Raw genomic sequence first — 22,362 nt, forward strand, 5'->3', positions numbered from 1 at the left:
CGGAGGCCGGGCATGCGCACACAGGTCGGCATCGTCGGGGCCGGGCCGGCCGGGCTCGTCCTGGCCCGGTTGCTGCACCGCGCCGGGATCGACGCGGTGGTGCTCGAACGCCGCTCGCGATCCTATGTGGAGAGCAGGGTCCGTGCGGGGGTGCTCGAGCACGGCACCGCCCAGCTGCTCGACGAGCTGGGGGTCGGGCAACGGATGCGCCGCGAGGGCATGGAGCACCGCGGCATCGAGCTGCGCTTCGGCGGCGCCGGGCACCGCATCGACCTGGCCGCGCTGACCGGGAAGACCATCACCGTGTACGGCCAGCAGGAGGTGGTCAAGGACCTCATCGCCGCCCGGCTCGCCGACGACCTGCCGCTGCACTTCGAGGCCGAGGTCACCGGCGTCGACGGCACCGTGCTGGAGTACCGGCAGAACGGCGTCCGGCACCGCCTGGAGTGCGACTTCGTGGCCGGCTGCGACGGCTCGCACGGCGTGGCCCGGATGGCGCTGCCGGACGGCGCGCTGCGGACGGCCGAGCGGGTGCACCCGTACGCCTGGCTCGGCATCCTGGCCCGCTCCCCCGCGGCCGCCGAGGAGCTGGTCTACGCCTACCACGAGCGCGGCTTCGCCCTGCACAGCATGCGGACCCCGGACATCACCCGGCTCTACCTGCAGGTGCCGCCCGGCACCGAGCTGGCCGACTGGCCCGACGCGCGGATCTGGGACGAGCTGCGCACCCGGCTCGACCTGCCGCTGCAGGAGGGAGAGATCCTGGAACGCGGCGTCACCGCGATGCGTAGCTTCGCCGTCGAGCCGATGCGCCACGACAAGCTGTTCCTGGCCGGCGACGCGGCGCACATCGTCCCCCCGACCGGCGCCAAGGGCATGAACCTGGCCGTCGCCGACGTCCGGGTGCTGGCCGAGGCGCTGGCCGCGCACTACCGCGACCACACCGACGAGCTGCTGGACAGCTACTCGGCGACCTGCCTGAGACGGGTCTGGCAGGTGCAACGCTTCTCCAACTGGATGACCACCATGCTGCACCGCCACGACGGCGACGACGAGTTCGGCCACCGGGTGCAGCTCGCCGAGCTGGAGTACGTGACCCGCTCCACCGCCGCGGCGACCACGCTCGCCGAGAACTACGTCGGGCTGCCCCGGTGAGCGGCCGGATCGTCCCGCTCGCCGACGCGGTCGCCGAGCTGGTGCACGACGGCGACACCGTGGCGCTGGAGGGCTTCACCCACCTGATCCCGGTCGCCGCCGGCCACGAGATCATCCGGCAGGGCCGGCGCGGGCTGACCCTGGTGCGGATGACCCCGGACATCGTCTACGACCAGCTCATCGGGGCCGGCTGCGCGGCCAAGCTGGTCTTCTCCTGGGCCGGCAACCCGGGCGTGGGCTCGCTGCACCGCTTCCGCGACGCCGTCCAGCACGCCTGGCCGGCGCCGCTGGAGATCGAGGAGCACAGCCACGCGGGGATGGCCAACCGGTACGTGGCCGGCGCGTCCGGGCTGCCGTTCGCCGTCCTGCGCGGCTACCTCGGCACCGACCTGCCCGCGCACACGGCCACCATCGCCCCGATCACCTGCCCGTTCACCGGCGAGACGCTGACCGCCGTGCCGGCGCTGAACCCCGACGTCGGCATCGTGCACGCCCAGCGCGCCGACCGGGCCGGCAACGTGCAGTTCTGGGGCATCACCGGGGTGCACAAGGAGGTCGTGCTCGCCTCGGCCCGCTCCCTGGTCACCGTCGAGGAGGTGGTGGACGAGCTGACCCCGGTGCCCGGCGCGGTGGTGCTGCCCGGCTGGGCGGTCACCCGGGTCGCGCACGTGCCCGGCGGCGCGCATCCCTCGTACGCGATGGGGTACAGCGACCGCGACAACGACTACTACCAGGCCTGGGACGCGATCAGCCGGGACCGCGGCGCGTTCACCGAGTGGCTCGCGGGGGTGACCGCATGAGCTGGACCGCGGACGAGATGATGACCGTCGCGGCGGCCCGGGCCCTGCGCGGCGACACCCGCTGCTTCGTCGGCATCGGCCTGCCCAGCACCGCGGCCAACCTGGCCCGCCGCACCCACGCCCCGGACCTGGTGCTGGTCTACGAGTCCGGCACGATCGGCGCCAAGCCGGACCGGCTGCCGCTGTCCATCGGCGACGGGGTGCTGGCCGCCACCGCCGACGCGGTGGTCGGCGTGCCCGAGATGTTCAACTACTGGCTGCAGCCCGGCCGGATCGGCGTGGGCTTCCTGGGCGCGGCCCAGATCGACCGGCACGGCAACATCAACACCACGGTGATCGGCCCGGACTACGCCGACCCGCGGGTACGGCTGCCCGGCGCGGGCGGCGCCCCGGAGATCGCGGCGTCCTGCGGCGAGGTCATCGTGATCGTGCGGCAGAGCACCCGCACGTTCGTCGACCGGGTGGACTTCGTGACCTCGGTGGGCCACGGCGACGGACCCGGCGACCGGGCCCGGCTGGGCCTGCGCGGGCGGGGTCCGGTGCTGGTCATCACCGACCTGGGCGTGCTGGAGCCTGATCCGGACGACCGGGAGCTGACCCTGACCCGGCTGCACCCCGGGGTCACCGCCGAGCAGGCCGTCGCGGCCACCGGCTGGAAACTGCGCGTCGCCGACACGGTGACCACCACCGAGGCCCCCAGCGAGCCGGAACTGACCGCGCTGCGGGCGCTGACCGGAGCGAAGGAGCACCCATGACCTCTCCCCATCCGCCACTGCTGTCGCCGGGCTACAAGTCGACGGTCCTGCGCGCGCCGCGGCAGGCGCCGATCCTGCTGCCGCACACCCTCACCGAGCTGACCGGGCCGGTGCTGGGCGAGGGCCCGGTCGCCGCCGCGGACGCCGACCTGACCCGCGACGGCGGCGGCGAGGCGCAGGGCCAGCGGATCGTGGTGCACGGCCAGGTCCGCGACGCCGACGGCCGGCCCGTGCCGGACACCCTGCTGGAGGTGTGGCAGGCCAACGCGGCGGGCCGCTACCGGCACAAGTGGGACGGCCACGACGCCCCGCTCGACCCGCACTTCGCCGGGGTGGGCCGGACCATGACCGACGCGCAGGGCCACTACCGCTTCGTGACGGTCAAGCCGGGGGCGTACCCGTGGGGCAACCACCCGAACGCGTGGCGGCCCGCGCACATCCACTTCTCGCTGTTCGGCCGGGCGTTCACCCAGCGGCTGGTGACCCAGATGTACTTCCCCGACGACCCGCTGTTCGCCTACGACCCGATCTACCACTCGGTGCCGGAGTTCGCCCGCGACCGCCTGGTCGCCGGCTTCGACCTGTCCGCGACCGTCGAGTCGTGGGCGCTGGGCTTCCGCTTCGACATCGTGCTGACCGGGGCGGCCGCCACGCCGATGGAGACCCGGTGACCGCGCCCGGCACCCCGTCGCAGACCGTCGGGCCGTACCTGTCGATCGGGCTGAGCTGGGCCGAGGGCCCGGCCGTGGTCGCGGCCGACACGCCCGGGGCGGTGTGGTTGCGCGGCGAGATCCGCGACGGCGACGGCGCCGTGGTCAAGGATGCCCTGGTGGAGACCTGGCAGGCGGACCCGGACGGCCGGTTCCACACCCCCGGCTTCCGCGGCCTCGGCCGCTGCCCGACCGGCGACGACGGCCGGTACGCCATCCGCACGGTCAAGCCGGGCGTGGTGGCGGACCAGGCGCCGCACCTGGCCGTGTCGGTGTTCGCCCGCGGGCTGCTGCACCGGGTGGTCACCCGCGTGTACTTCGCCGACGAGGCGGCGGCGAACGCGGCGGACCCGGTCCTCGCCCGGGTCCCGGGTGAGCGGCGCGGCACGCTGATCGCGGAGCAGTCGGCGGACGGCTACCGCTTCGACATCATCCTGCAGGGGCCTGATGAGACCGTCTTCTTCGCCCTCTGAGGACGCCGGCGCGCCGGGCCCGGCTTCTCCGGGGGCCGACAACGCCGGCTGGCCGCCCTCTCCTGGCCCGGCTTCTCCCGGCCCGGCCTCCCCCGAGGCCGGCTCGCCGGGCCGGGGCGGCGGGTTGTTCGACGGGGTGCTCGGGGCCGGGGACGTGCGGGCGGCCGTCGGGGATGCGGCGTGGGTGCGGGCGATGCTCGACGCCGAGGCCGCGCTGGCCCGGGCGGCCGCCCGGTGCGGGACCGCCACCGCCGCGGATGCCGCAACGGTCGCCGCGGCCTGCGCGGAGCTGGCGGTGGACCCCGGTGAGCTGGGCGCCGAGGCCGCCGGCACGGGCAACCCGGTGGTGCCGCTCCTCGAGCGGTTGCGCGCGGCCCTGCCGGCCCCGGTCGCGCCGCTGGTGCACCGGGGCGCCACCAGCCAGGACATCATGGACACCGCCGCCATGCTGGTCACCCGGCGGGCGCTCGCGCCGCTGCTGGCCGACCTGAGCGCCGCGGCGGACCTGGCGGCCGGGCTCGCCGACCGGCACCGGGGCACGGTCCTGGCCGGGCGCACGCTGCTCCAGCAGGCGCTGCCCACCACGTTCGGGCTGGTCGCGGCGAACTGGCTGAGCGGGCTGGACAGCGCCCGGCGCCGACTGGCGGAGGTGCGCGAGCACCGCCTCGCCGCCCAGCTCGGCGGGGCCGCCGGCACGCTCGCCGCCTACGCCGCCACCGGCATCCCGGCCGGCCCACCGGACGCCGGCTCGCCGGACGCAGGCCCACCGAACTCAGGCCCACCGAACTCAGGCCCGGCAGGAGCCGACCCGGCAGGAGCCGACCCATCAGGCGCTGGGACGGCAGGCGCCGGGACGGCAGGCGCTGGGACGGCAGGCGCTGGGACGCCAAGCGCCGAAGGGGCGGGCCCACCGCCCGGGTCCGCCGCTTCGGCGTCCCTGGCCGACCCCGGCCTTCGCATGCTGGCCGCGTTCAGCGCCGAGGTCGGGCTGGCCGAGCCGGACCTGCCCTGGCACACCGAGCGGACCCGGATCGCCGACCTGGCCGGCGCGCTCGGCGCCGCCGCCGGGGCCGTGGGCAAGGTGGCCCGGGACCTGGTTCTGTTCGCCCAGACCGAGGTGGGCGAGCTCGCCGAGGGCGGCACCGGCGGCGGCTCCTCGACGCTGCCGCACAAGCACAACCCGGTCGCCGCGGTCAGCGCCGCCGCCGCGGCCGCCCAGGCCCCCGGGCTGGTCGCCACCCTGCTCGCCGCCATGGCGCACGAGCACCAGCGGGCGGCCGGCGCCTGGCACGCCGAGTGGCAGCCGCTGCGCGCCCTGCTCGTCGCGACCGGCTCGGCCGCCCACCAGCTGCGCCGGGCGCTGGCCGGGCTGTGGGTCGACGCCGGCCGGATGCGCGCCAACCTCGAGCTCACCCGCGGCGCGCTGCTCGCCGAGCGGGTGGCCGGGGCGCTGCGCCCGGCCCTGGGCGCCGAGGCGCACGCCGTGGTGCGGGCGGCGGTCGCGCGCGGCGAGCTGGGCGCCGATCCGGTTCTGCTCGCCCACCTGGGCCCGGACCGGCTGGCCGGGCTGCTGGCCCCCGAGACGTACGTGGGCAGCGGCGACGCCCTGATCGACCGGGCCCTCGAGGCGGCGCGGCGGTGAGCGCGGTGGCGGTGCACCACCGGGTGGACGGGCCGCCGGACGCCCCCGTCCTGCTGATGATCAACTCCCTGGGCGCGGACCTGAGCATGTGGGAGCCGCAGCTGCCGGCGCTGACCCCGCGGTTCCGGGTGATCCGCTACGACGCGCGCGGTCACGGTCGTTCCCCCGTACCCCCGGGCCGGTATGCCCTGGCCGACCTCGGCCGCGACGCGCTCGCGCTGCTGGACCGGCTCGGGGTCGCGCGGGCCCACGTCTGCGGGCTGTCGCTGGGCGGCATGACCGCCATGTGGCTCGCCGCGCACGCCGCGGCGCGGGTCGACCGGCTGGTCCTGGTCTGCACGTCCGCGCTGCTCGGGCCGGCCTCGGCCTGGGCCGAGCGGGCCGCCACGGTGCGCGCCGAGGGCACCGGCGCGATCGCCGACGCCGTCGTGGACCGCTGGGTCACGCCCGGCTACGCCGCGGCCCACCCGGGCGAGGTGCGCCGGCTGCGGGACATGGTCGCGGCCACCCCGGCGGCCGGGTACGCGGGCGCCTGCGCCGCCATCGAGGAGATGGACCTGCGCCCCGACCTGCCCGGCATCCGCGCACCCACGCTGGTGGTGGCCGGGGCCGAGGACCCGGCCACCCCGCCCGCCCACGGCGCCCTCATCGCCGCCGGCGTCCCCGGCGCCCGGCTCGAGGTCGTCAGCCCGGCGGCCCACCTGGCCAGCTACGAGCGGGCCGGGACCGCGAACCGACTCATCCTGGAGGCGCTCGATGGCTGAGGACTACGACCGGGGCATGGCCGTACGGCGGGCGGTGCTCGGCGACGCGCACGTGGACCGGGCGGTCGCGGCCACCACCGGCTTCACCGCGCCGTTCCAGGAGTTCATCACCCGCACCGCCTGGGGGCAGGTGTGGACCCGCGACGGGCTGGACCGGCGGACCCGCTCCTGCGTCACGCTGGCCCTGCTGACCGCGCTGCAGTGCCACGACGAGCTGGCGATGCACGTCCGCGCGGCCCGCCGCAACGGGCTGAGCCCCGACGAGATCGCCGAGGTCCTGCTGCACACCGCCGTGTACGCCGGCGTGCCCGCCGCCAACGCCGCCTTCAAGATCGCCGAGGCCGTGCTGGCCGACGACGGCGCCGGGGCGTGACGCCGTGGTGCGACCGATCGGCGACCAGGCCCGCGAGCCGCACTTCGTGCAGTCCCTGGAGCGCGGGCTCGCGGTGATCCGCGCCTTCGACGCCCACCACCGGGAGCTGACCCTCAGCGAGGTGGCCCGGATCTGCGAGCTCACCCGCGCCGCCGCCCGCCGCTTCCTGCTCACCCTCACCGACCTGGGCTACGTCCGCACCGACGGGCGGCTGTTCTCGCTGACGCCGCGGGTGCTCGAGCTCGGGTACGCGTTCCTGTCCAGCCTGTCGCTGCCCGAGGTGGCCGAGCCGCACCTGGAGCAGCTCTCGGCCGAGGTGCACGAGTCGTCGTCGATCTCGGTGCTGGACGGCGACGACATCGTCTACGTGGCCCGGGTGCCGACCCGGCGGATCATGGCCGTCGCGATCAACGTGGGCACCCGGTTCCCGGCGTACGCGACGTCGATGGGCCGGGTGCAGATCGCCTACCTGCCGGACGAGCAGCGGCAGGCGTACCTGGCCCGGGTCCGCCTGGAGCGGCTGACGGCGCGGACGGTCGCCACGGCCGGCGAGCTGCGCGACGAGCTGCGGCGCGTCCGGGAGCAGGGCTACGCCATCGTCGACCAGGAGCTCGAGGAGGGGCTGCGGTCGATGGCCGCTCCCGTGTTCGACCGGTCCGGCAACGTCGCCGCCGCGGTCAACGTCTCGGTGCACGCCAGCCGTACCTCGGTGGCGGTGATGCGGGCCGAGCTGCTGCCGCCGCTGCTGACCGCCGCCGAGCGGATCACCGCCGACCTGCGGGTCACCACACCGGTGCGTTAGCCCGCCGCTTCTCGCGGTACATGGCCGCGTCGGCGGCGGCGGCCAGCCGGGCGAAGTCCTCGCCGGCCGTGCCGAGCGCGTAGCCCACGCTCGCCCCGATGCGGTACACCCCGGTCGTGCCGTAGATCGGCTCGCGGATCGCCTCGCGCAGCCGCTGGGCCGTCTCGGGCAGCGCCCGGGAGAGGTCGTCGCCGGTCAGCACCGCGACGAACTCGTCGCCGCCGGTGCGGGCGAGCACGTCGTCGGGGCGCAGGTGGTGCTGGAGCCGCTGGGCGACGATGCGCAGCACCTCGTCGCCGGCCTCGTGCCCGGCGTCGTCGTTGACCTTCTTGAAGCCGTCCAGGTCGACCACCAGCACCCCGACGTCCGGCGCGCCCGCTCCGGGCAGGGCCTCGACGCGGCGCTTGAGCAGGGCGCGGTTGGCCAGGCCGGTGAGGCTGTCGTGGGTGGCCGCGTACTCCGCCTCGGCCTGGCTGCGCTCGAGCTGGGAGTGCAGCCGGGCGTGCTGGATGGCGATGGCGGCGTGCTCGGCGAACAGGGCCAGGATCTCCTGCTGGTGGATGTCCGGGCGGCGGCCGTCGGCGGGCAGGTCGACGCTGAGCACACCCACCCAGTCCCCCGACGGGGCCATCAGCGGCGCGAAGAGGCTGTCCAGCGGGTGCCACATCTCCGGGTCGTCGGACGGCTCGATGTCGGGCACCCAGACGTAGAGCGACTCCGGCACGCCCTTGCGGTGGTCGACGAAGTAGAGCGAGCCCCAGCGCTCCGCCCGGTCGAAGAGCTCCTGCCAGTTCTCCGCGGCGCCGCGGGTGCCCAGCAGCTCGCGGCGCACCTCGTCGTTGCCGGCCACGGCCACGGTGCTGTAGTCGCCGTTGTCCTCGACCAGGTTGACGGCGGCCAGGCCGAAGCCGGACGCCTCGACGACCCCGGTGACCACCGCGTCGAGGGTCTGGGTGAGGTCGAGGCTGGCGTGGACACGCTTGGTCACCGCGTGCAGGGCCCGCAGGGCCTGCAGCTGCGGATCGGAGGCCGTCACCCGCGCTCCCTTCGCCACACCGTGATCAACCGACCGTAGTGCATCCGCCTACGGTTCGTGGACCCCGTTCATCGGTGGCCGCGCCCGCAAGCTGAGCTGTCCGGCCTCGCGGCCGCACGGGGCGCAGGCCGTCCACGCTATCCGGCACCCGGACCTCAAGGGGCCCGCGGCTCGCCGACGGCGATTTCCGCGCGGCCGGCGCGGCCGGGCGACGGCCCGTGGACCGCCCGCTTCCCCCTCCGGCCGACGTTCGAGCTGGTCGCGCGGCACGGGACCGCTCGTTCGGCAGCCGTACCCGTCACCGGGCGCCCCGAGCGCCCAGCACCTGGCCCATCCGCCGCGCCGCCTCGAGCAGCCGGTCCGGCGCCACCGCCGCGTAACCGAGCACCAGGCCGGGCGGCCCGTCGAGCTGCCGGTGCCAGGAGAGCGGGTGGGCGCGGACGCCGGCCCGCTCCAGCCGGCGCGCCAGCTCGGTGTCGTCGCCGGCCCCGGGCAGGGTGATCAGCAGGTGCAGCCCGGCGGCGACGCCTTCCACCCGGGCCTGCGGCACGTGCTCGCGCAGGCCCTGCAGCAGCGCGTCGCGCCGGCGGACCTGACGCCGGCGCACCGTGCGCAGGTGGCGTTCGTAGTCGCCGGTGGCCAGCAGCCGGGCGAAGACCAGCTGCGGCAGGGCCGGGTTGCCCAGGTCGCTGGCGTGCTTGGCGGCCACCAGCTCGGCGTGCCGGTCGCGCGGGGCGAGCAGCCAGCCCAGGCGCATCCCGGGCGCCAGGGACTTGGAGACGCTGCCGGCGTACGCGACCCGGTCGGGCGCCGACGCCTGCAGCGCGGCCACCGGGGCGCGGTCGTAGCGGTGCTCGGCGTCGTAGTCGTCCTCGATGATCAGGCCGGGCCCCGCGAGCAGGGCCCGGCGACGGGCCGGGCTCAGCACCACCCCGGTCGGGAACTGGTGGGCGGGGGTCAGCAGCACGGTCTCGAGGCCGGTGGCGGCCAGCAGGTCGACCCGCAGGCCCTCCCGGTCGACCGGGACGCTGACCGGACGCAGACCCCAGTGGGTCAGCTCGTCGCGGGTGCCGCGGGACCCCGGGTCCTCGACCGCGACCTCGGTGACCCCCCGTGCGCGTACCGTCTGCGAGAGCAGGGCCAGCGCCTGGGCGACGCCGCCGACCACGATGAGGTCGTCGGGGCCGGCGTGCACCCCGCGGGTCCGGGCCAGCCAGCCGGCCAGCTCGGTGCGCAGCCGCGGGTTGCCGCGCGGGTCGCCGTACCCCAGGTCGGCGTTGGTCGCGGCCGCGAGCACGGCCCGCTCGGCGCGCAACCAGGCCGCGCGGGGAAAGGCCGACAGATCCGGTACGCCGGGTGAGAGGTCGAGATCGACGCCGGGCGCGGGCGGCAACGGCAGCCGCATCGCGGGCTCGTCGCGGGGCCGGGCGGACGGGGCGGGTGTGGTCGCCGGCCCGGAGACCACGGTGCCCGCCCCGGTACGGCCGCTGAGCAGCCCCTCGTCGGTGAGCCGCTGGTACGCCTCGACCACCACGCCCCGGGACAGCCCGAGATCGCCGGCCAGCACCCGGGTCGCGGGCAGCCGGGCCCCGGCGCCGAGCCGGCCGTCGGCGATGGCGGCGCGCAACGCGTCGACCAGCCAGGCGGTCACGCCGCGGGCGGGGGCGGCGCCGCGGTGCAGCTCCAGGAAGTCGATTTGGTCCACTCCTCAAGCCCGCAATTGGTCCTTCTGGTGGACCATACCCGCGACGAGCATGGTCGGCATGTCCCGTCTCCTGCCCCTCGCCGCCGGGTCCGCGGCCATGACCTGCGTCGGCGGCAGCGTCGCCGTCTCGGCCGAGATCGCCGGCGCCCCGCTGTTCACCGTCCAGAGCCTGCGCTACGCCCTGGCCTGCCTGCTCCTGCTCGGCTTGGCCGCGCTGACCCGGTACCGGCCGGTGCGCCCCCGCGGCGCCGAGTGGCTCTGGCTGACCGGGATCGCGGCCACCGGGCTGGTGCTCTTCAACCTGGCGCTCGTGCAGGGCGCCCGGCACGCCGAGCCGGCGGTGCTGGGTGTCGCGGTCGCCTGCGTGCCGGTGCTGCTGGCGGCCATCGGCCCGCTGCTGGAGGGCCGCGGCCCGGCGCCGTCGGTGCTGGCGGGCGCCGTGGTCGTGACGGCCGGGGCCGGGCTGGTGCAGGGCGTCGGCCGCGCCGACGGCGCCGGGCTGGCCTGGGCGGCCGTGGCGTTCGGCTGCGAGGCGGCGTTCACCCTGCTCGCGGTGCCGGTGCTGGGCCGGCACGGTCCGGTCGGGGTGTCGGTGCACACGACCTGGCTGGCCGCGGCGATGCTGGCGGTGCTGGGCGTGCTGCACGAGGGACCGGCGGCGGCGCTGCGGCTCACCGGGCCGGACCTGCTCGCCGGGGCGTACCTGGCGGTGGCGGTGACGGCGGTGGCGTTCGTGCTCTGGTACGCCTGCGTGTCCCGGATCGGCGCCGGGCGGGCGGGGCTGCTCACCGGCATCGCGCCGATCGCCGCGGCGCTGGCCGGGGTGGCGCTGGGCGGTCCCGCGCCGCGTCCGCTGGTCTGGGTGGGCATCGCCGTGGTGGCGCTGGGCCTGGCCGTCGGCCTGCGCACCTCGCCACCCGACCCCGGCCCGACACCCGACCCCGGCCCGCCGGCCGCCCGCCCGGCCGACGCCGCGCCGCCCGGTCCCGTGCTCGCCGCCGTCGCCGGTGGCCGGGTGATCGCATGATGTTCCGTCACCACGACGACATCTGGCGGGACTTCCCGGGCCTGGCCGCCGGCGCCCTGCTCGTACCGCAACCGCCCGCCCCCGGCGAGGCCGCCGCGATCGTCGCCCGGCACCTGACGACCGCGCGGGAACGCCTCGCCGCCGGCCCCGAGGGACAGTTCCCGGCGATCCAGGCCTGGCGGCGGGCCTTCACCGCCATGGGCCTGCGCGCGACGCAGTACCGCTGCGCCAGCGAGTCCCTGCTGCGCCGGCTGCGGCGCGACGGCGACCTGCCCCGGGTGCACCCGCTGGTCGACGTGTGCAACGCGGTGTCCGCCGCCTTCGCCGTACCGGTCGCGGCCCTCGACCTCGCGCGGATCGACGGCGACCTGGAGGTCCGGTACGCCACCGGCGACGAGGTCCACCTGACCTTCGGCGGCGACCGGGAACACCCGGCGCCCGGCGAGGTGACGTTCGCCGACACCGGCGGCAACGCCCACGCCCGGCGCTGGGCCCACCGGCAGAGCGGGCTGTCCGCGGTGAGCGCGCGGACCGGGGCGGCGCTGATCGTCGCGGAGGCCCACCACGGCTCCGGCGTCGAGGCGGTCGTGGCGGCGCTGGCGGAGGCGCTGGCGCCGGCGCGGGCCTCCGTGCTGACCCGGGACGCGCCCCGGTTCACCCCATAGGGTCCACACACGACGAAGGGCCGCCCGGTGGGCGGCCCTTTCTCGTCAGCTTCGCGCTCAGGCGACCAGCGTCGGGATCCTCTCGAACAGCTGCGTCGTGAACGTCACCATCTCATGCAACATCCAGTTCCCCGAGAACAGAATCGCCGCACCCACCCCCACCGCCTTGGGCACGAACGACAACGTCGCCTCCTGGATCTGGGTCACCGACTGGAACAACGAGATCGCGAACCCGATCAGCAACGCCGTCAACAACACCGGCGCACACATCTTCGCCGCGATCGTCATGGCCTGCAGCCCCAGCTCAACAATCTGCGTGTCCGTCATGCCAACCCCATCGGGACACCGCCCGAGCCGGGGAGCGCAGATCGGGGGCGCCCGGGTTGCCGTTCGGTTCGGGCCCGGCGAATCCTCAAGTCCGCCCTTCCGCGACCCCGCACACACCCTCTAGAGCGTCCTAGGATGATGGGGTCGGGGCGAGGGGATCGCGGGCGGAAGAAGGTCGCCCGTCGCGGTCGGGCGCCGCCTGAGGGCGGCCGAGCGGGCCCGGGGGCGAGGCCCGCGGCGCGGAAGCAGGCCGCCCGGCACGGTCCGACGCTGCCTGAGGGCGGCCGAGCGGGCCCGGGGCGAGGGTGCGGGCGGGAAGGGTGTGGTCTGCGGCTGCTCGGGCAGGCGCCGGAGGACCGGCGGCCCGAGGTGCGAAGGTCCGGGGCCCGACGGCATGGCCGGGGTGAGGTCCGGGATGGTCGGGCGTGGCCGGGGAAGTTCGGGCAGGCCGGGACGGGCGGCGGCCCTGGGCGGCGACGGTCCACGGCCGAAAGAGCGTGACACGCGTGTAGCCCGTGCTGGTCGGGCGGGCAGGCCCGGGCTGGTCGGGCGGGCGGGCCGGGCGGACGGGCCCGGGACGGGGATCCGCGGCGGAAGGGCGTGACCGCAACGATCGGGCGGGCTCGCGGCGAAAGGCCGTGGCCCGGATCGGCTGGCGGGCCGGGAGCCGTGCTGCTTCCCGGTCGGGGCCGCTCCCCCGCTGCGCCCACGCCGGGGTCGAAGGAGCGGCAGGCGGCCCCACAGTCGCTCGCTCCCCCGGCGATCTGGTTGCGAAACGGTGGTTTCCCGCCGTGTCACCTCTCACGGATGGATCTTGTCAGCCGGTCCCCCGGAGGCCCGATGGGGCAGGAGGCCGGAACGCTCCGGCCGTCTCCCTTCCCCACGACCGGATATGGATCATGCACTCCACTGCTCTGCTCGGCTGGTTCGGCGCCGCCCTGTCCATCGTTCTCCCCTGGCCCCAGGTCTGGCGATCGGTCGCCCGCGGCCGCACGAAGGGGCTCTCCGCGACGGCCTGCTGGCAGGGCGTGGCGATGCCGGTCGGCTGGATCACCTACGGCCTGCTGACCGGGGAGCTGGTGCAGGTGGTGACCAACACCGTGACGGGTGTGGCCGGGCTGGCGGTGCTGGTGACGGTGCTCGTGAAGCAGGGTGAGCTGCGTACCGGCCGCAACCTGGCGATGAGCGCGGCCGGTGCGGCCATCGTGGTGTCGGCGGCGGCGGCCAGCGCGGTCGCCGGGTGGCTGGCCGGCGTCGGCGGCGCCCGGTCGGCGGCGTTCCTCGGGGCGGTGCTGGCGTGCGCCGCCGTCCTCGGCGCGATCCCCCAGCCGCTGTCGCTGCTGCGGGACCGGCGGCAGGACCTGGCCGGGCTGTCCCCGCTGCGCTGGTGGCTGGCCGCCGCCGCGTGCGCCTGCTGGTGCTCGTACGGGCTGGCGACCGGCCAGCTCGCCGTCTGGTCGTCCGCGCTGGTGGGCCTGAGCAGTGCGCTGATCGTCTGCTGGCGGCTCGTCGCCGACCGGCGCGACCGGGCCGCGGCCGCCGGCCGTACCGTCGCCCCGGCGGTCCGGGTGGCGCACAGCCCGGCCCGGGTCGTCCGCCCGGCCGGCGCCGGTGGCCTGCTGCCCGTTCGCGGCGTCGCCTCGGCCTCGGCGCGCATCGTGCGGCCGGCGCCGACCGCGGCCCGGCCGGTGGCCGGCCCGGCGCGGGTCCGGTCCGCCCCGGCCCGCCCGGCCCGTGGGGTGGCCCGCGTGCCCCGGGCGGCCCCGCCCGCGACCGTGGTCCTGGCGCGGGTGCTCGCCCCCGCCTGACCGCCCCGCACGACCGCCGGGCCCGCCGCGGCCGACCGCTCATCCGTGGCCGCGGCGCGCCGATCAGGGAGCCGGAACAGTTGACGAGACGGGGGTTTTCCATGCGCGGTTGGCTGCCGGCCGGCGGCGGCCTGCGCGACGAGGACTGGGCTCGTCGCCATCGGCTGCTGACGCTGCTCCTGGCCTCGAGTCTGCTCGCGCTGACCGCGTTCGGGGCGCTGCGCCACGGGCCGGCGGCGGACTGGCTGCTGACCGTGCTGCTGGTCTTGCCGTGCATCGTGGGCGCGGTGCTGCTGCCGGCCCGCCGGCTGCCCTCGATCGCCGTCGCGGTGGGCTTCACCGTCGCCTGCGCCGGCTTCGTCGCCGTGTCGGGCGGCCTCACCGAGGCCCACTTCGGCTTCTTCATCGCGGTCGCCGCGCTCGCGCTGTACCGCGACTGGGCCCCGTTCGGGGTGTTCCTGCTGGGCACGACGCTGCACCACGCCGTGTTCGGCACGATCGTCAGCGACCTCACCTACGACCACCACAGCGCCATGGCCCACCCGTGGCTCTGGGCCCTGCTGCACGGGCTGGCGGTGCTGTTCGCCGCCGCGTTCCAGGTGGTCGCCTGGGGGCTGACCGAGGCCGAGGAACGCCGCGCCGAGGACCACCTGGCCGAGAGCCGGGCGCAGCTCAGCGTCGCCTTCGACGAGACGCCGGTGCCGATGGCGATGCTCGCCCTGGACGGGCGGCTGCTGCGCACCAACTCGGCGTACCGGTCCTGGCTGGGCCTGCCGGCGGAGCTGCCGCCGGGGTTCGCGGTGACCGACCTGCCGCTCACCCCGGTCGACCCGGCCGACGCGGACGTCTTCGCCTCCCTGGCCGACGCCCCGGACGCCGTGACGTTCACGACCGCCTACCGGCGCCACGACGACGGCTCCGTGATGCACGTCGAGGTGCACAGCAACGGGCTGCGGGACCGCTCCGGCGCGCTCCAGCTCATCTTCGTGCACTGCCTGGACGTCACCCGGCAGCAGGAGCACGAGGCGGCCCTGCGCCGGCAGGTGCGCCAGGACGCGCTCACCGGGCTGCTGTCCCGCGCGGCCTTCGAGGTCGACCTGGTGGCGCGGCTCGGCGCCGACCCGGGCCCGGTCTCGGTGCTCTACCTCGACGTGGACCGCTTCAAGACGATCAACGACGGTTCCGGGCACGCCGTCGGCGACGAGGTGCTCCGGGCGGTGGCCGGCCGGGTCGCGGGGGCCGTCCCGGCCGGCGCGCTGGTCGCCCGGCTCGGCGGTGACGAGTTCGTGGTGGCGCTGCCCGGCCCGCCGGAGATCGCGCTGGGGGTGGGCCGGGCGATCCTGGCCGCGCTGGCCGAGCCGCTGCCCGTCGCCGGCGCCCAGCTGCCGGTAGCGGTGAGCATCGGCCTGGCCACCGGGCACGGGCCGGACCAGGCCGAGCAGACCGTGCTCTCCGCCGACACCGCCATGTACGCGGCCAAGCGCGCCGGCGGCAACCGCCTCGAGGTGTTCAGCGACGACATGCGGGTGGCGGTGCGGCAGCGCATCACCGCGGAGTCCCGGCTGCGGCAGGCCCTGGCCGGGCGGCGCGAGGCGACCCTGCCGGTCTGGTTCCAGCCCATCGTCTCGCCCGCCACCGGCCGGATCGTCGGCGCCGAGGCGCTGGTCCGGATGTGGACCACCGAGGGCGAGCTGCTGGCGCCCGGCCACTTCATCGCCGCCGCCGAGGAGACCGGCCTGGTCGTCCCGCTCGGCGAGCACGTGCTGGCCCAGGCCCTGCGGCACCTCGGCCGGTGGCGCCACGAGCTCGGGTACGTGTCGGTCAACGTCAGCCCGCGCCAGCTGGCCGAGCCGGGGTTCGTGCCGATGCTGGCCCGGGTGCTGGCGGCCGGCGCCCTGGACGACCCGGCCCGGCTGGTCCTGGAGATCACCGAGACGGCGCTGCTGGCCGACTCCGGCGACCTGCAGGACCGGCTGCACGCGATCAAAGCCCTGGGCGTACGGATCGCCCTCGACGACTTCGGCACCGGCTACAGCTCGCTGACCTGGCTGCAGTCCGTGCCGGCCGACATCGTCAAGCTGGACCGCTCGTTCGTGGCGGGGCTGGCGCACGACCCGCGCAAGGCGTCGATCATCTCGGCGGTGCTGTGGCTGGCCCGGTCGCTCGGCCTGTCGGTGGTCGCCGAGGGCGTGGAGGACATCGCGGACTGGGACGCGCTGCGCACCGCCGACTGCCCGGCGATCCAGGGCTACTACTTCAGCCGGCCGGTGACCCCGGGCGACTTCGAGGCGATGCTGGCCGAGCGCGGCGCGGCCGCCCTGCAGACGGTGTAGGAGCCGGCCCGGCCCGGGTGAGGCATGATCGACACATGCTGCCCGTGGAGTTCGGCCTGGACACGTTCGGCGACGTCACCGTCGGCCCGGACGGCGTACCGCTGCCGTATGCGCAGGTCATCCGCAACGTCGTGGAGCAGGCGGTGCTGGCCGACGAGACCGGGGTGGACGCGTTCGGGCTCGGCGAGCACCACCGCGACGACTTCGCGGTCTCGGCGCCGGAGATCGTGCTGGCCGCGATCGCCAGCCGCACCCGGCGGATCCGGCTCGGCACCGCCGTGACCGTGCTCAGCTCCGACGACCCGGTCCGGGTCTACGAGCGTTTCGCCACCCTCGACGCCGTGTCCCACGGGCGGGCGGAGATCACCCTGGGCCGCGGCTCGTTCACCGAGTCGTTCCCGCTGTTCGGCTACGACCTGGACGACTACGACCGGCTCTTCGCGGAGAAGGCCGACCTGATGGCGGAGCTGCTCCGGGAGGACGCGGTGACCTGGCACGGCACCGTACGGGCGCCGCTGGAGGCCCAGCAGGTATACCCCAAGACGGCGTCCGGGCGGATCACCACCTGGGTCGGCGTGGGCGGCAGCCCGGAGTCGGTGGTACGGGCCGCCCGCTACGGTTTCCCGCTGGTGCTGGCCGTCATCGGCGGCGACCCGGCCCGCTTCGCCCCGTACGTGGAGCTGTACCACCGGGCCCTGGACCAGTACGAGCGCGAGCCGCTGCCGATCGCGGTGCATGCGCCCGGCTTCGTCGCCGCCACCGACGAGGAGGCGGTCGAGACGCTGTGGCCGCACGCCCGGGCCATGCTCACCCGGATCGGCGCCGAGCGCGGCTGGCCGCCGCTGACCCGGGAGCGCTTCGAGGCCGACATCGCCGAGGGCGCCTGGCACGTCGGCTCGCCGGAGACCGTGGCCCGCAAGATCGCCCGGACCGTGCACGTGCTGGACGTGCAGCGTTTCGACCTGAAGTATTCGGCCGGGACGCTGCCGCACGAGGCGATGATGACCGCGATCCACCTCTACGGCACCGAGGTGATCCCCCGGGTCCGCGAGCTGTTGGAGAACCAGGACTGACCGGCCCGCGGCCCGGCCGGCTCAGGGCTTGCGGGCCACCCCGGCGACCACGGCCATGTCGCCCGGTGCGCCGTCGCCGCCGGACGGCCACTCGTGCACCCAGACCAGGCCGGGCGGCTCCAGCACCGCGTCTCCGAAGAAGCGCATGATCTGCGCCCGGCTGCGCCCGGTCGCGGTGGACACGTCCGTGCGGCGGTAGAGGTCGGCGACGCCGTCGGTGGCCGCGTCGGCCGCGGTCTCCGAGACGCCGTGCGAGATCGCCACGTACGACCCCGGCGGCAGGCTCGCCACCAGCCGCTCGACCGCCGGGTACGCGTCGTCGTCCGGCACGAAGTGCAGCATGGCCACCAGCAGCAGCCCGATCGGCCGGTCCGGGTCGAGCAGCCGCCGCACACCCGGGTGGCCGAGGATGGCCTCGGGGAACCGCATGTCGGCCTGCACCGCCGTGGCGTGCCGGTTGTCCCGCAGGATCTCGCCGGCGTGCGCGACGGCGACCGGGTCGATGTCGACGTAGACCACCCGGGCGTCGGGGACCCGGCTCTGGGCGATCTCGTGGACGTTGCCGACGGTCGGGATGCCGCTGCCGATGTCGAGGAACTGCCGCACGCCGGCGTCCAGCATGAACTGCACGGCCCGGTGCAGGAACGCGCGGTTGGCCCGGGCCATCTCGCCGGCGGCCGGCAGCATCGCCAGCAGCCGCTTGGCCGCCTCGCGGTCGGCGGAGAAGTTGTGGCTGCCGCCGAGCAGGGCGTCGTAGATCCGGGCGCTGCTGGGCCGGCTGGAGTAGTCCGCGTCAGCGTTGCCCATGCCGAGGAAGCTTACTCCACTGTGGTCGGTCATGAGGCCACCCGCCGGTCCGCCAGGGCGACCAGGGCGGGCACCCGCAGCAGCGCGCCCACCTGGTGCGGAGTGCCGGGCGGACCGAACCGCAGGCCCTGGGCCCCGTCGACGCCCGTGCCGGCCAGCCTCGCCTGGGCGTCGTCGTCGTCGACGCCGTGCACGGTGAGGGTCAGCCCGAGGGCGTGCGCGACCCGGGTCAACCCGGCGAGCAGCTCCCGGTCGGTGTCGACGCCGCAGGCCGGGGACTGCACCCGCGAAGCCGGGGTGCGCAGACCGTGCAGCGGCAGCTCCCGCAGATACGCCAGGCTGCCTCCGCCGGAGCCGAAGTCGTCCAGTTCGAGCCGGACGCCGAGGGCGGCCAGCGCGGTCAGCACGGTCTGGCTGTGCTCCCCGGCCGGCACGGCGTCCAGCCCGGACAGGTGCAGGTGCAGCCGCTCGGGCGGCAGGCCGCTGCCGGTGAGCGCGTCCCGGACCAGGTCGACGACGTCCGGGTAGCCGATCTGGTGCACCGGCAGGTCGAGGCCGACGAACGGGCCCGTACGGCCGCCGTCCCAGGCCATCGCCTGCCGGCAGGCCTGGTCCAGCAGGCTGCCGGCGAGCCGGGTGGTGGTGTCGCGGTCGCCGGTGAGCTGGCCGATCCGCCGCAGATCGAGCACGCCCAGGTGCGGGTGCCGCCAGGCCATCCGGGTGTGCAGCCCGGCCACCCGGCCGGTGCCCAGCCGCACCACCGGCTGGTACGAGGGCGGCCCGGTGACCAGGCCGCTGACGCCGGTGGCGGAGCCGGCCCGGCGGGGACCGGCCGGGCGCGGGTCGTACACCGCCCAGCCGCTGGTGCCGGCCCGGGCCTGGCGCAGCGCGATCTCGGCGTCGACCAGGACGCGGGTGACGTCCAGCCCCGAGGTCGGCACGTCCACGACACCGACCGCGGCGTGCAGCGCGGCGGTCAGCCCGGTGCCGGGCAGCGAGGCCGGCTCGGCCAGCTCGCGGGTCAGGCGCTCGGCCAGCTCGGCCAGGTGGGCCAGGCCGCCGCTGTCCTGCACCAGCAGCACGAACGCGTGCGCGCCACAGCGGGCCAGCAGGTAGTCCGGGTGCCGGGCGACCCGCTGGAGCCGGCGGGCCACCTCGGCCAGCACGTGGTCGCCGGCGTCGGCGCCGAACTGCTCGCCGACCGCGGCCAGCCCGCCCAGGTCGACCAGGCAGAGCCCGACGTGCCGGGCCGGGTCGTCGCCGTTGGCCGACTGCCGCAGGCGCTGCACCAGGCGGGCCTTGTTGGCCAGGCCGGTCACCGGGTCGTAGTAGGCGAGCCGGTGGTAGCGGGCCTCGCTGTGCTGCAGCGCGGACTGGAACTCGCGGGCGGCCCGCTGGGTGGCCCGGTGCAGCGACTCCTGCTGGGCCAGGGTGCGGGCCTGCAGCGCGGCGGCGAACCCGGCGGCGAAGGCGCTCGCGACCTGGCGAGCCGGGCGGCTCACGGTGTCCCCGTGGCCCAGGTGGTCGAGCAGCAGCGTCATGGTGGCGGGCAGCGCCTCGGTCCGGCTGATCCCGAGGGCGACGGCCTCCGCGCCCACCCGGTAGGCGGCGTCCAGGTCCGGCGGGTCGGCCGCGGCCGCGCGGGCCAGGCAGTCGGCGTACGCCCCGAGGGTGCGGGCCGCGACCTCGCCGGCCATCGGCAGGTAGACACCGGCCGCGGTGGTGGCGGCGTACCAGCTGTCGCCCACGCTGCGGCCGGCCGCGCCGGGGGCCGGGAGGGTGGCCGGCTCCAGCGGACCCGCCGGCAGGCAGCCGGGCGTGTGCCGGGCGCTGAGCACCGTACGGGCCGCCTGCTCGAGGGCGGCGTCCGTGTACTGCACCGCGGTCTCGAGGGCGGCGGCGACGATGCCGTCGGCGCGGTGCCGGGCGTCCTCGATCAGCCTGTCCACTTCCCCGCCGGCCGCGGCCGGCTCCGCCTCGCCGGGCACCGGGTCGTAGCCGCACTCCGCGAGGATCTCGTTGAGCGCGGCGATCATCATCGCGTGGGTGAGCCCGCCGTCGTCCGGCGGGAACCCCTCGTCGCGCGCAGTGGTCATGACCGGCCTCCCTCGGACTCGGGCGCCACGGCGGGGCCCGGCCCCGGCCCGCGCTGCGGCGGGACCGCCTGCCACATCGCCACCGCCTGCTTGCGGCCCAGCTTGAGCGCCGTGCGGACCGCCTCCGGCGTCTTGCCGACCAGCTGGGCGATCTCGGTCGGGGTCAGGCCCTGGGCGGACAGCTCGAGCGCCTCGCGGCGGGCCGGCGGCAGCTGGGCCAGCACCCCGGCGAACCACTCCATCAGCTCGTACTCGACCAGGTCGGGATCGGCCCGGCCGGCGCCGAGCTCGCCGACGTCGGCCACCAGCACCTCGACGTCGCCCGGCCCGGCGCTGCGCCGCTGCTTGAGCCAGTACGACCGGGCCGCCGTACGCACCCAGGCCACCGGATGGGTCAGCTCGGACCAGCGGCGCAGCGCCTCCCGGATCGCCTCGGCAACGGCGTCCTGGGCCTCCCAGCGGTCGGCGCCCTCCCGCAGCAGGCTGCGCACGAGGCCCGCCCAGTAGCGCCGGAAGAACTCCTCGATCTGCTCGGCGGGCGGCGGGTCGGGGATGCCCGCCCGGGGCGGCGCGGGCGACGGCGCACTGTCCACATCGTCCGTGTCGTGCGTGTCGTGCGTGTCCTGCACCGATGTCTCCGTTCGCCCGGGAACTCCCCCTAGTTAGGTCTCCGGGAGCCGGTCTCCGTGACATCGACGGCCAAGATTCTTTTCAGGCGCGGGCGAGCGCCTCCCGCATCGCGGTGGCCAGCCGCACGGTCGCCGCGAGATCGGCGCGCCCGGCGGCCGCGGCGGCCGCGACCCCGAGCCGGTACGTGACCCGCCCGCGCGCGGTCATGGTGCCCCACCGCCAGTCCGCCCGCAGCAGCCGGGCGAAGTGGTCGGCGCCGTCCCGCTCGGCCCGCTCGACCAGGGCGTCGCCCCGGATCACCCAGCCCACGCAGGCGTCCGCGAGGTCCCCGGGCGGGTCGCCGCCGGCCAGCGACCGCCAGGTGTCCCGGTACGCCTGCTCGGCTTCGCGCAGCACGGGCTCCGGTGTGGACCGTACGCACCAGCAGGTCGGGAAGCCGATCCGCAGGTAGGCCAGCTCGCCGATCCCGGGGCCGGCGGCCGCGCCCTCCAGGTCGACGAAGCGCACCCCGCCGGCGGTGGAGATCTCGTTGCCCGGACAGGGGTCGCCGTGCAGCAGCGCCGCGGCCCCCGCCCCGCGGATCCGGCCGAGCAGGGCGTGCAGTTCCGCCTCGGCGCCGGACGGGACGGCGACGCCGAGGCCGCGGGCCAGGGCCAGGAACGCCCGCACGTCCGGCCCGCCGGGTCCGGGGTCGGCGGGCAGCTCGCCGGGGCCGACCGCGTGCAGGCGGGCCAGCGCGGAGGCGTAAAGGACCGGCCAGGGCCCGCCGTCCGGCCCGGCGGCCAGGTGTTCGAGCACCAGCACGCGCCGCTCGGGGTCGGCGGCGAGCACCTCGGGGACGACGGGCGGGCGCGCGGCCCCGGCCCGGCGCAGGGCGGTCAGCTCGCGGGCGAACCGGCCGGCGGGGTCGGCGCCCCCGACGATCTGCTTGACGACGGCCGGCGTACCGGCGAACTCGGCCCGCCAGACCCGCGACCGGGGGCTGCTGGCGAGGCGGCGGACGCGGCGCGGCCGGCCCAGCCGTTCGCGCAGGGCGGGCCCGAGCGGCAGGGCCCGCCGGAGGATCACGCGGCGATCATCCGGATGATCGCGTTGCCGCCGAGCATCAGCACGTCGGCGCCGGCCACCAGGGCCATGGCCAGGTGCATCCGCCGGCTGGTCAGCTCCGGGTCGCCGCCGGTCAGGCCCAGCGCGGCGATGACCAGCGCGAGCAGCACCAGCGGGATGCCGAAGATCAGCAGCACCCCGACCGAGCCGGGGGTGCGGCCCTGCGCCACGAGCAGGGTGAGCATCACCGCCGGTCCGATGCCGAAGAACAGCACGGCGAGCCCGCCGTACCACCGCAGCGACCGCGTCGCGTCCGTCACCATGCACCTCCGAT

22 protein-coding genes are annotated in these 22,362 nt (G+C 76.3%); 14 read left to right on the top strand and 8 right to left on the bottom strand.

The features are described 5' to 3' along the window. Positions 1 to 12 precede the first annotated feature (12 nt). Genes Ani05nite_RS21100 through Ani05nite_RS21140 form a run of 9 tightly spaced genes read left to right on the top strand, consistent with a single transcriptional unit; the run spans position 13 to position 7,474 of the window. Positions 13 to 1,155: a 4-hydroxybenzoate 3-monooxygenase gene (locus Ani05nite_RS21100; RefSeq protein ID WP_203770635.1), complete on the top strand. Its 1,143-nt coding sequence runs from the start codon at positions 13 to 15 to the stop codon at positions 1,153 to 1,155. Next, positions 1,152 to 1,955, top strand: coding sequence for a CoA transferase subunit A (locus tag Ani05nite_RS21105; protein ID WP_203770637.1), 804 nt, complete (start codon positions 1,152 to 1,154; stop codon positions 1,953 to 1,955). The genes Ani05nite_RS21100 and Ani05nite_RS21105 overlap by 4 nt, the downstream gene beginning before the upstream one ends. Further along, on the top strand, positions 1,952 to 2,710 hold the full coding sequence (locus Ani05nite_RS21110) for a CoA-transferase subunit beta (RefSeq protein WP_203770639.1): 759 nt from the start codon (positions 1,952 to 1,954) through the stop codon (positions 2,708 to 2,710). Before Ani05nite_RS21105 ends, Ani05nite_RS21110 begins: the two co-directional genes overlap by 4 nt. Then, on the top strand, positions 2,707 to 3,381 hold the full coding sequence (pcaH, locus tag Ani05nite_RS21115; protein ID WP_203770641.1) for a protocatechuate 3,4-dioxygenase subunit beta: 675 nt from the start codon (positions 2,707 to 2,709) through the stop codon (positions 3,379 to 3,381). Before Ani05nite_RS21110 ends, pcaH begins: the two co-directional genes overlap by 4 nt. After that, on the top strand, positions 3,378 to 3,893 hold the full coding sequence (gene pcaG, locus Ani05nite_RS21120) for a protocatechuate 3,4-dioxygenase subunit alpha (RefSeq protein WP_203770643.1): 516 nt from the start codon (positions 3,378 to 3,380) through the stop codon (positions 3,891 to 3,893). The genes pcaH and pcaG overlap by 4 nt, the downstream gene beginning before the upstream one ends. Beyond that, the gene (locus Ani05nite_RS21125; RefSeq protein ID WP_203770645.1) at positions 3,868 to 5,535 is read left to right on the top strand and encodes a lyase family protein; all 1,668 of its coding nucleotides are present in this window, start codon (positions 3,868 to 3,870) and stop codon (positions 5,533 to 5,535) included. Before pcaG ends, Ani05nite_RS21125 begins: the two co-directional genes overlap by 26 nt. Continuing rightward, on the top strand, positions 5,532 to 6,299 hold the full coding sequence (pcaD, locus tag Ani05nite_RS21130) for a 3-oxoadipate enol-lactonase (RefSeq protein WP_239130459.1): 768 nt from the start codon (positions 5,532 to 5,534) through the stop codon (positions 6,297 to 6,299). The genes Ani05nite_RS21125 and pcaD overlap by 4 nt, the downstream gene beginning before the upstream one ends. Continuing rightward, positions 6,292 to 6,672, top strand: coding sequence for a 4-carboxymuconolactone decarboxylase (pcaC, locus tag Ani05nite_RS21135; protein ID WP_203770648.1), 381 nt, complete (start codon positions 6,292 to 6,294; stop codon positions 6,670 to 6,672). Before pcaD ends, pcaC begins: the two co-directional genes overlap by 8 nt. 4 nt (positions 6,673 to 6,676) lie before the next feature. Further along, positions 6,677 to 7,474: an IclR family transcriptional regulator domain-containing protein gene (locus Ani05nite_RS21140; protein WP_239130460.1), complete on the top strand. Its 798-nt coding sequence runs from the start codon at positions 6,677 to 6,679 to the stop codon at positions 7,472 to 7,474. On the opposite strand, the gene Ani05nite_RS21145 is transcribed toward Ani05nite_RS21140, so the two are convergent. Together Ani05nite_RS21145 and pdxR are read right to left on the bottom strand one after the other, a co-directional pair. Then, positions 7,455 to 8,510 carry a diguanylate cyclase domain-containing protein gene (locus Ani05nite_RS21145; protein ID WP_203770650.1) on the bottom strand — a complete coding sequence of 352 codons (1,056 nt, stop codon included), beginning with the start codon at positions 8,508 to 8,510 and terminating at the stop codon, positions 7,455 to 7,457. The genes Ani05nite_RS21140 and Ani05nite_RS21145 overlap by 20 nt on opposite strands. 298 nt (positions 8,511 to 8,808) lie before the next feature. Next, positions 8,809 to 10,215, bottom strand: coding sequence for a MocR-like pyridoxine biosynthesis transcription factor PdxR (gene pdxR, locus Ani05nite_RS21150; RefSeq protein WP_203770652.1), 1,407 nt, complete (start codon positions 10,213 to 10,215; stop codon positions 8,809 to 8,811). Positions 10,216 to 10,273: 58 nt separating this feature from the next. On the opposite strand from pdxR, the gene Ani05nite_RS21155 reads away from it, so the two are divergent. Both Ani05nite_RS21155 and Ani05nite_RS21160 read left to right on the top strand, forming a co-directional pair. Then, positions 10,274 to 11,242 carry an EamA family transporter gene (locus Ani05nite_RS21155; protein WP_203770654.1) on the top strand — a complete coding sequence of 323 codons (969 nt, stop codon included), beginning with the start codon at positions 10,274 to 10,276 and terminating at the stop codon, positions 11,240 to 11,242. Then, positions 11,239 to 11,907, top strand: a complete 669-nt coding sequence (locus tag Ani05nite_RS21160; protein ID WP_203770656.1) for a B3/B4 domain-containing protein — start codon at positions 11,239 to 11,241, stop codon at positions 11,905 to 11,907. Before Ani05nite_RS21155 ends, Ani05nite_RS21160 begins: the two co-directional genes overlap by 4 nt. A gap of 57 nt (positions 11,908 to 11,964) precedes the next feature. Here the strand turns inward: Ani05nite_RS21160 and fliQ are convergent, their stop codons facing one another. After that, positions 11,965 to 12,234 carry a flagellar biosynthesis protein FliQ gene (fliQ, locus tag Ani05nite_RS21165; protein ID WP_203766748.1) on the bottom strand — a complete coding sequence of 90 codons (270 nt, stop codon included), beginning with the start codon at positions 12,232 to 12,234 and terminating at the stop codon, positions 11,965 to 11,967. Positions 12,235 to 13,133: 899 nt separating this feature from the next. Here fliQ and Ani05nite_RS21170 point away from each other — a divergent pair. The 3 genes from Ani05nite_RS21170 (at position 13,134) to Ani05nite_RS21180 (ending at position 17,448) form a co-directional block, all read left to right on the top strand. Then, on the top strand, positions 13,134 to 14,042 hold the full coding sequence (locus tag Ani05nite_RS21170) for a SemiSWEET transporter (RefSeq protein WP_203770658.1): 909 nt from the start codon (positions 13,134 to 13,136) through the stop codon (positions 14,040 to 14,042). 101 nt (positions 14,043 to 14,143) lie between these two features. Continuing rightward, positions 14,144 to 16,375 carry a putative bifunctional diguanylate cyclase/phosphodiesterase gene (locus tag Ani05nite_RS21175; protein WP_203770661.1) on the top strand — a complete coding sequence of 744 codons (2,232 nt, stop codon included), beginning with the start codon at positions 14,144 to 14,146 and terminating at the stop codon, positions 16,373 to 16,375. Positions 16,376 to 16,410: 35 nt separating this feature from the next. Continuing rightward, on the top strand, positions 16,411 to 17,448 hold the full coding sequence (locus tag Ani05nite_RS21180) for an LLM class flavin-dependent oxidoreductase (protein WP_203770663.1): 1,038 nt from the start codon (positions 16,411 to 16,413) through the stop codon (positions 17,446 to 17,448). Positions 17,449 to 17,469: 21 nt separating this feature from the next. On the opposite strand, the gene Ani05nite_RS21185 is transcribed toward Ani05nite_RS21180, so the two are convergent. From Ani05nite_RS21185 to Ani05nite_RS21205, 5 genes are all read right to left on the bottom strand, one after another. After that, entirely contained in the window at positions 17,470 to 18,288 is an 819-nt protein-coding gene (locus tag Ani05nite_RS21185) for an SAM-dependent methyltransferase (protein WP_239130461.1), read from the bottom strand. Then, positions 18,285 to 20,351 (bottom strand): bifunctional diguanylate cyclase/phosphodiesterase, encoded by a 2,067-nt coding sequence (locus Ani05nite_RS21190; RefSeq protein ID WP_203770665.1) that lies wholly within the window; start codon positions 20,349 to 20,351, stop codon positions 18,285 to 18,287. The genes Ani05nite_RS21185 and Ani05nite_RS21190 overlap by 4 nt, the downstream gene beginning before the upstream one ends. Continuing rightward, positions 20,348 to 20,980 (bottom strand): RNA polymerase sigma factor, encoded by a 633-nt coding sequence (locus tag Ani05nite_RS21195; protein WP_203770667.1) that lies wholly within the window; start codon positions 20,978 to 20,980, stop codon positions 20,348 to 20,350. The genes Ani05nite_RS21190 and Ani05nite_RS21195 overlap by 4 nt, the downstream gene beginning before the upstream one ends. Positions 20,981 to 21,062: 82 nt before the next feature. Further along, entirely contained in the window at positions 21,063 to 22,049 is a 987-nt protein-coding gene (locus tag Ani05nite_RS21200; RefSeq protein ID WP_203770668.1) for an aminoglycoside phosphotransferase family protein, read from the bottom strand. Beyond that, positions 22,046 to 22,351 (bottom strand): hypothetical protein, encoded by a 306-nt coding sequence (locus Ani05nite_RS21205; RefSeq protein ID WP_203770669.1) that lies wholly within the window; start codon positions 22,349 to 22,351, stop codon positions 22,046 to 22,048. The genes Ani05nite_RS21200 and Ani05nite_RS21205 overlap by 4 nt, the downstream gene beginning before the upstream one ends. Positions 22,352 to 22,362 lie beyond the last annotated feature (11 nt).

The sequence above is a fragment of the Actinoplanes nipponensis genome, from assembly GCF_016862275.1.
Taxonomy (GTDB): domain Bacteria; phylum Actinomycetota; class Actinomycetes; order Mycobacteriales; family Micromonosporaceae; genus Actinoplanes; species Actinoplanes nipponensis.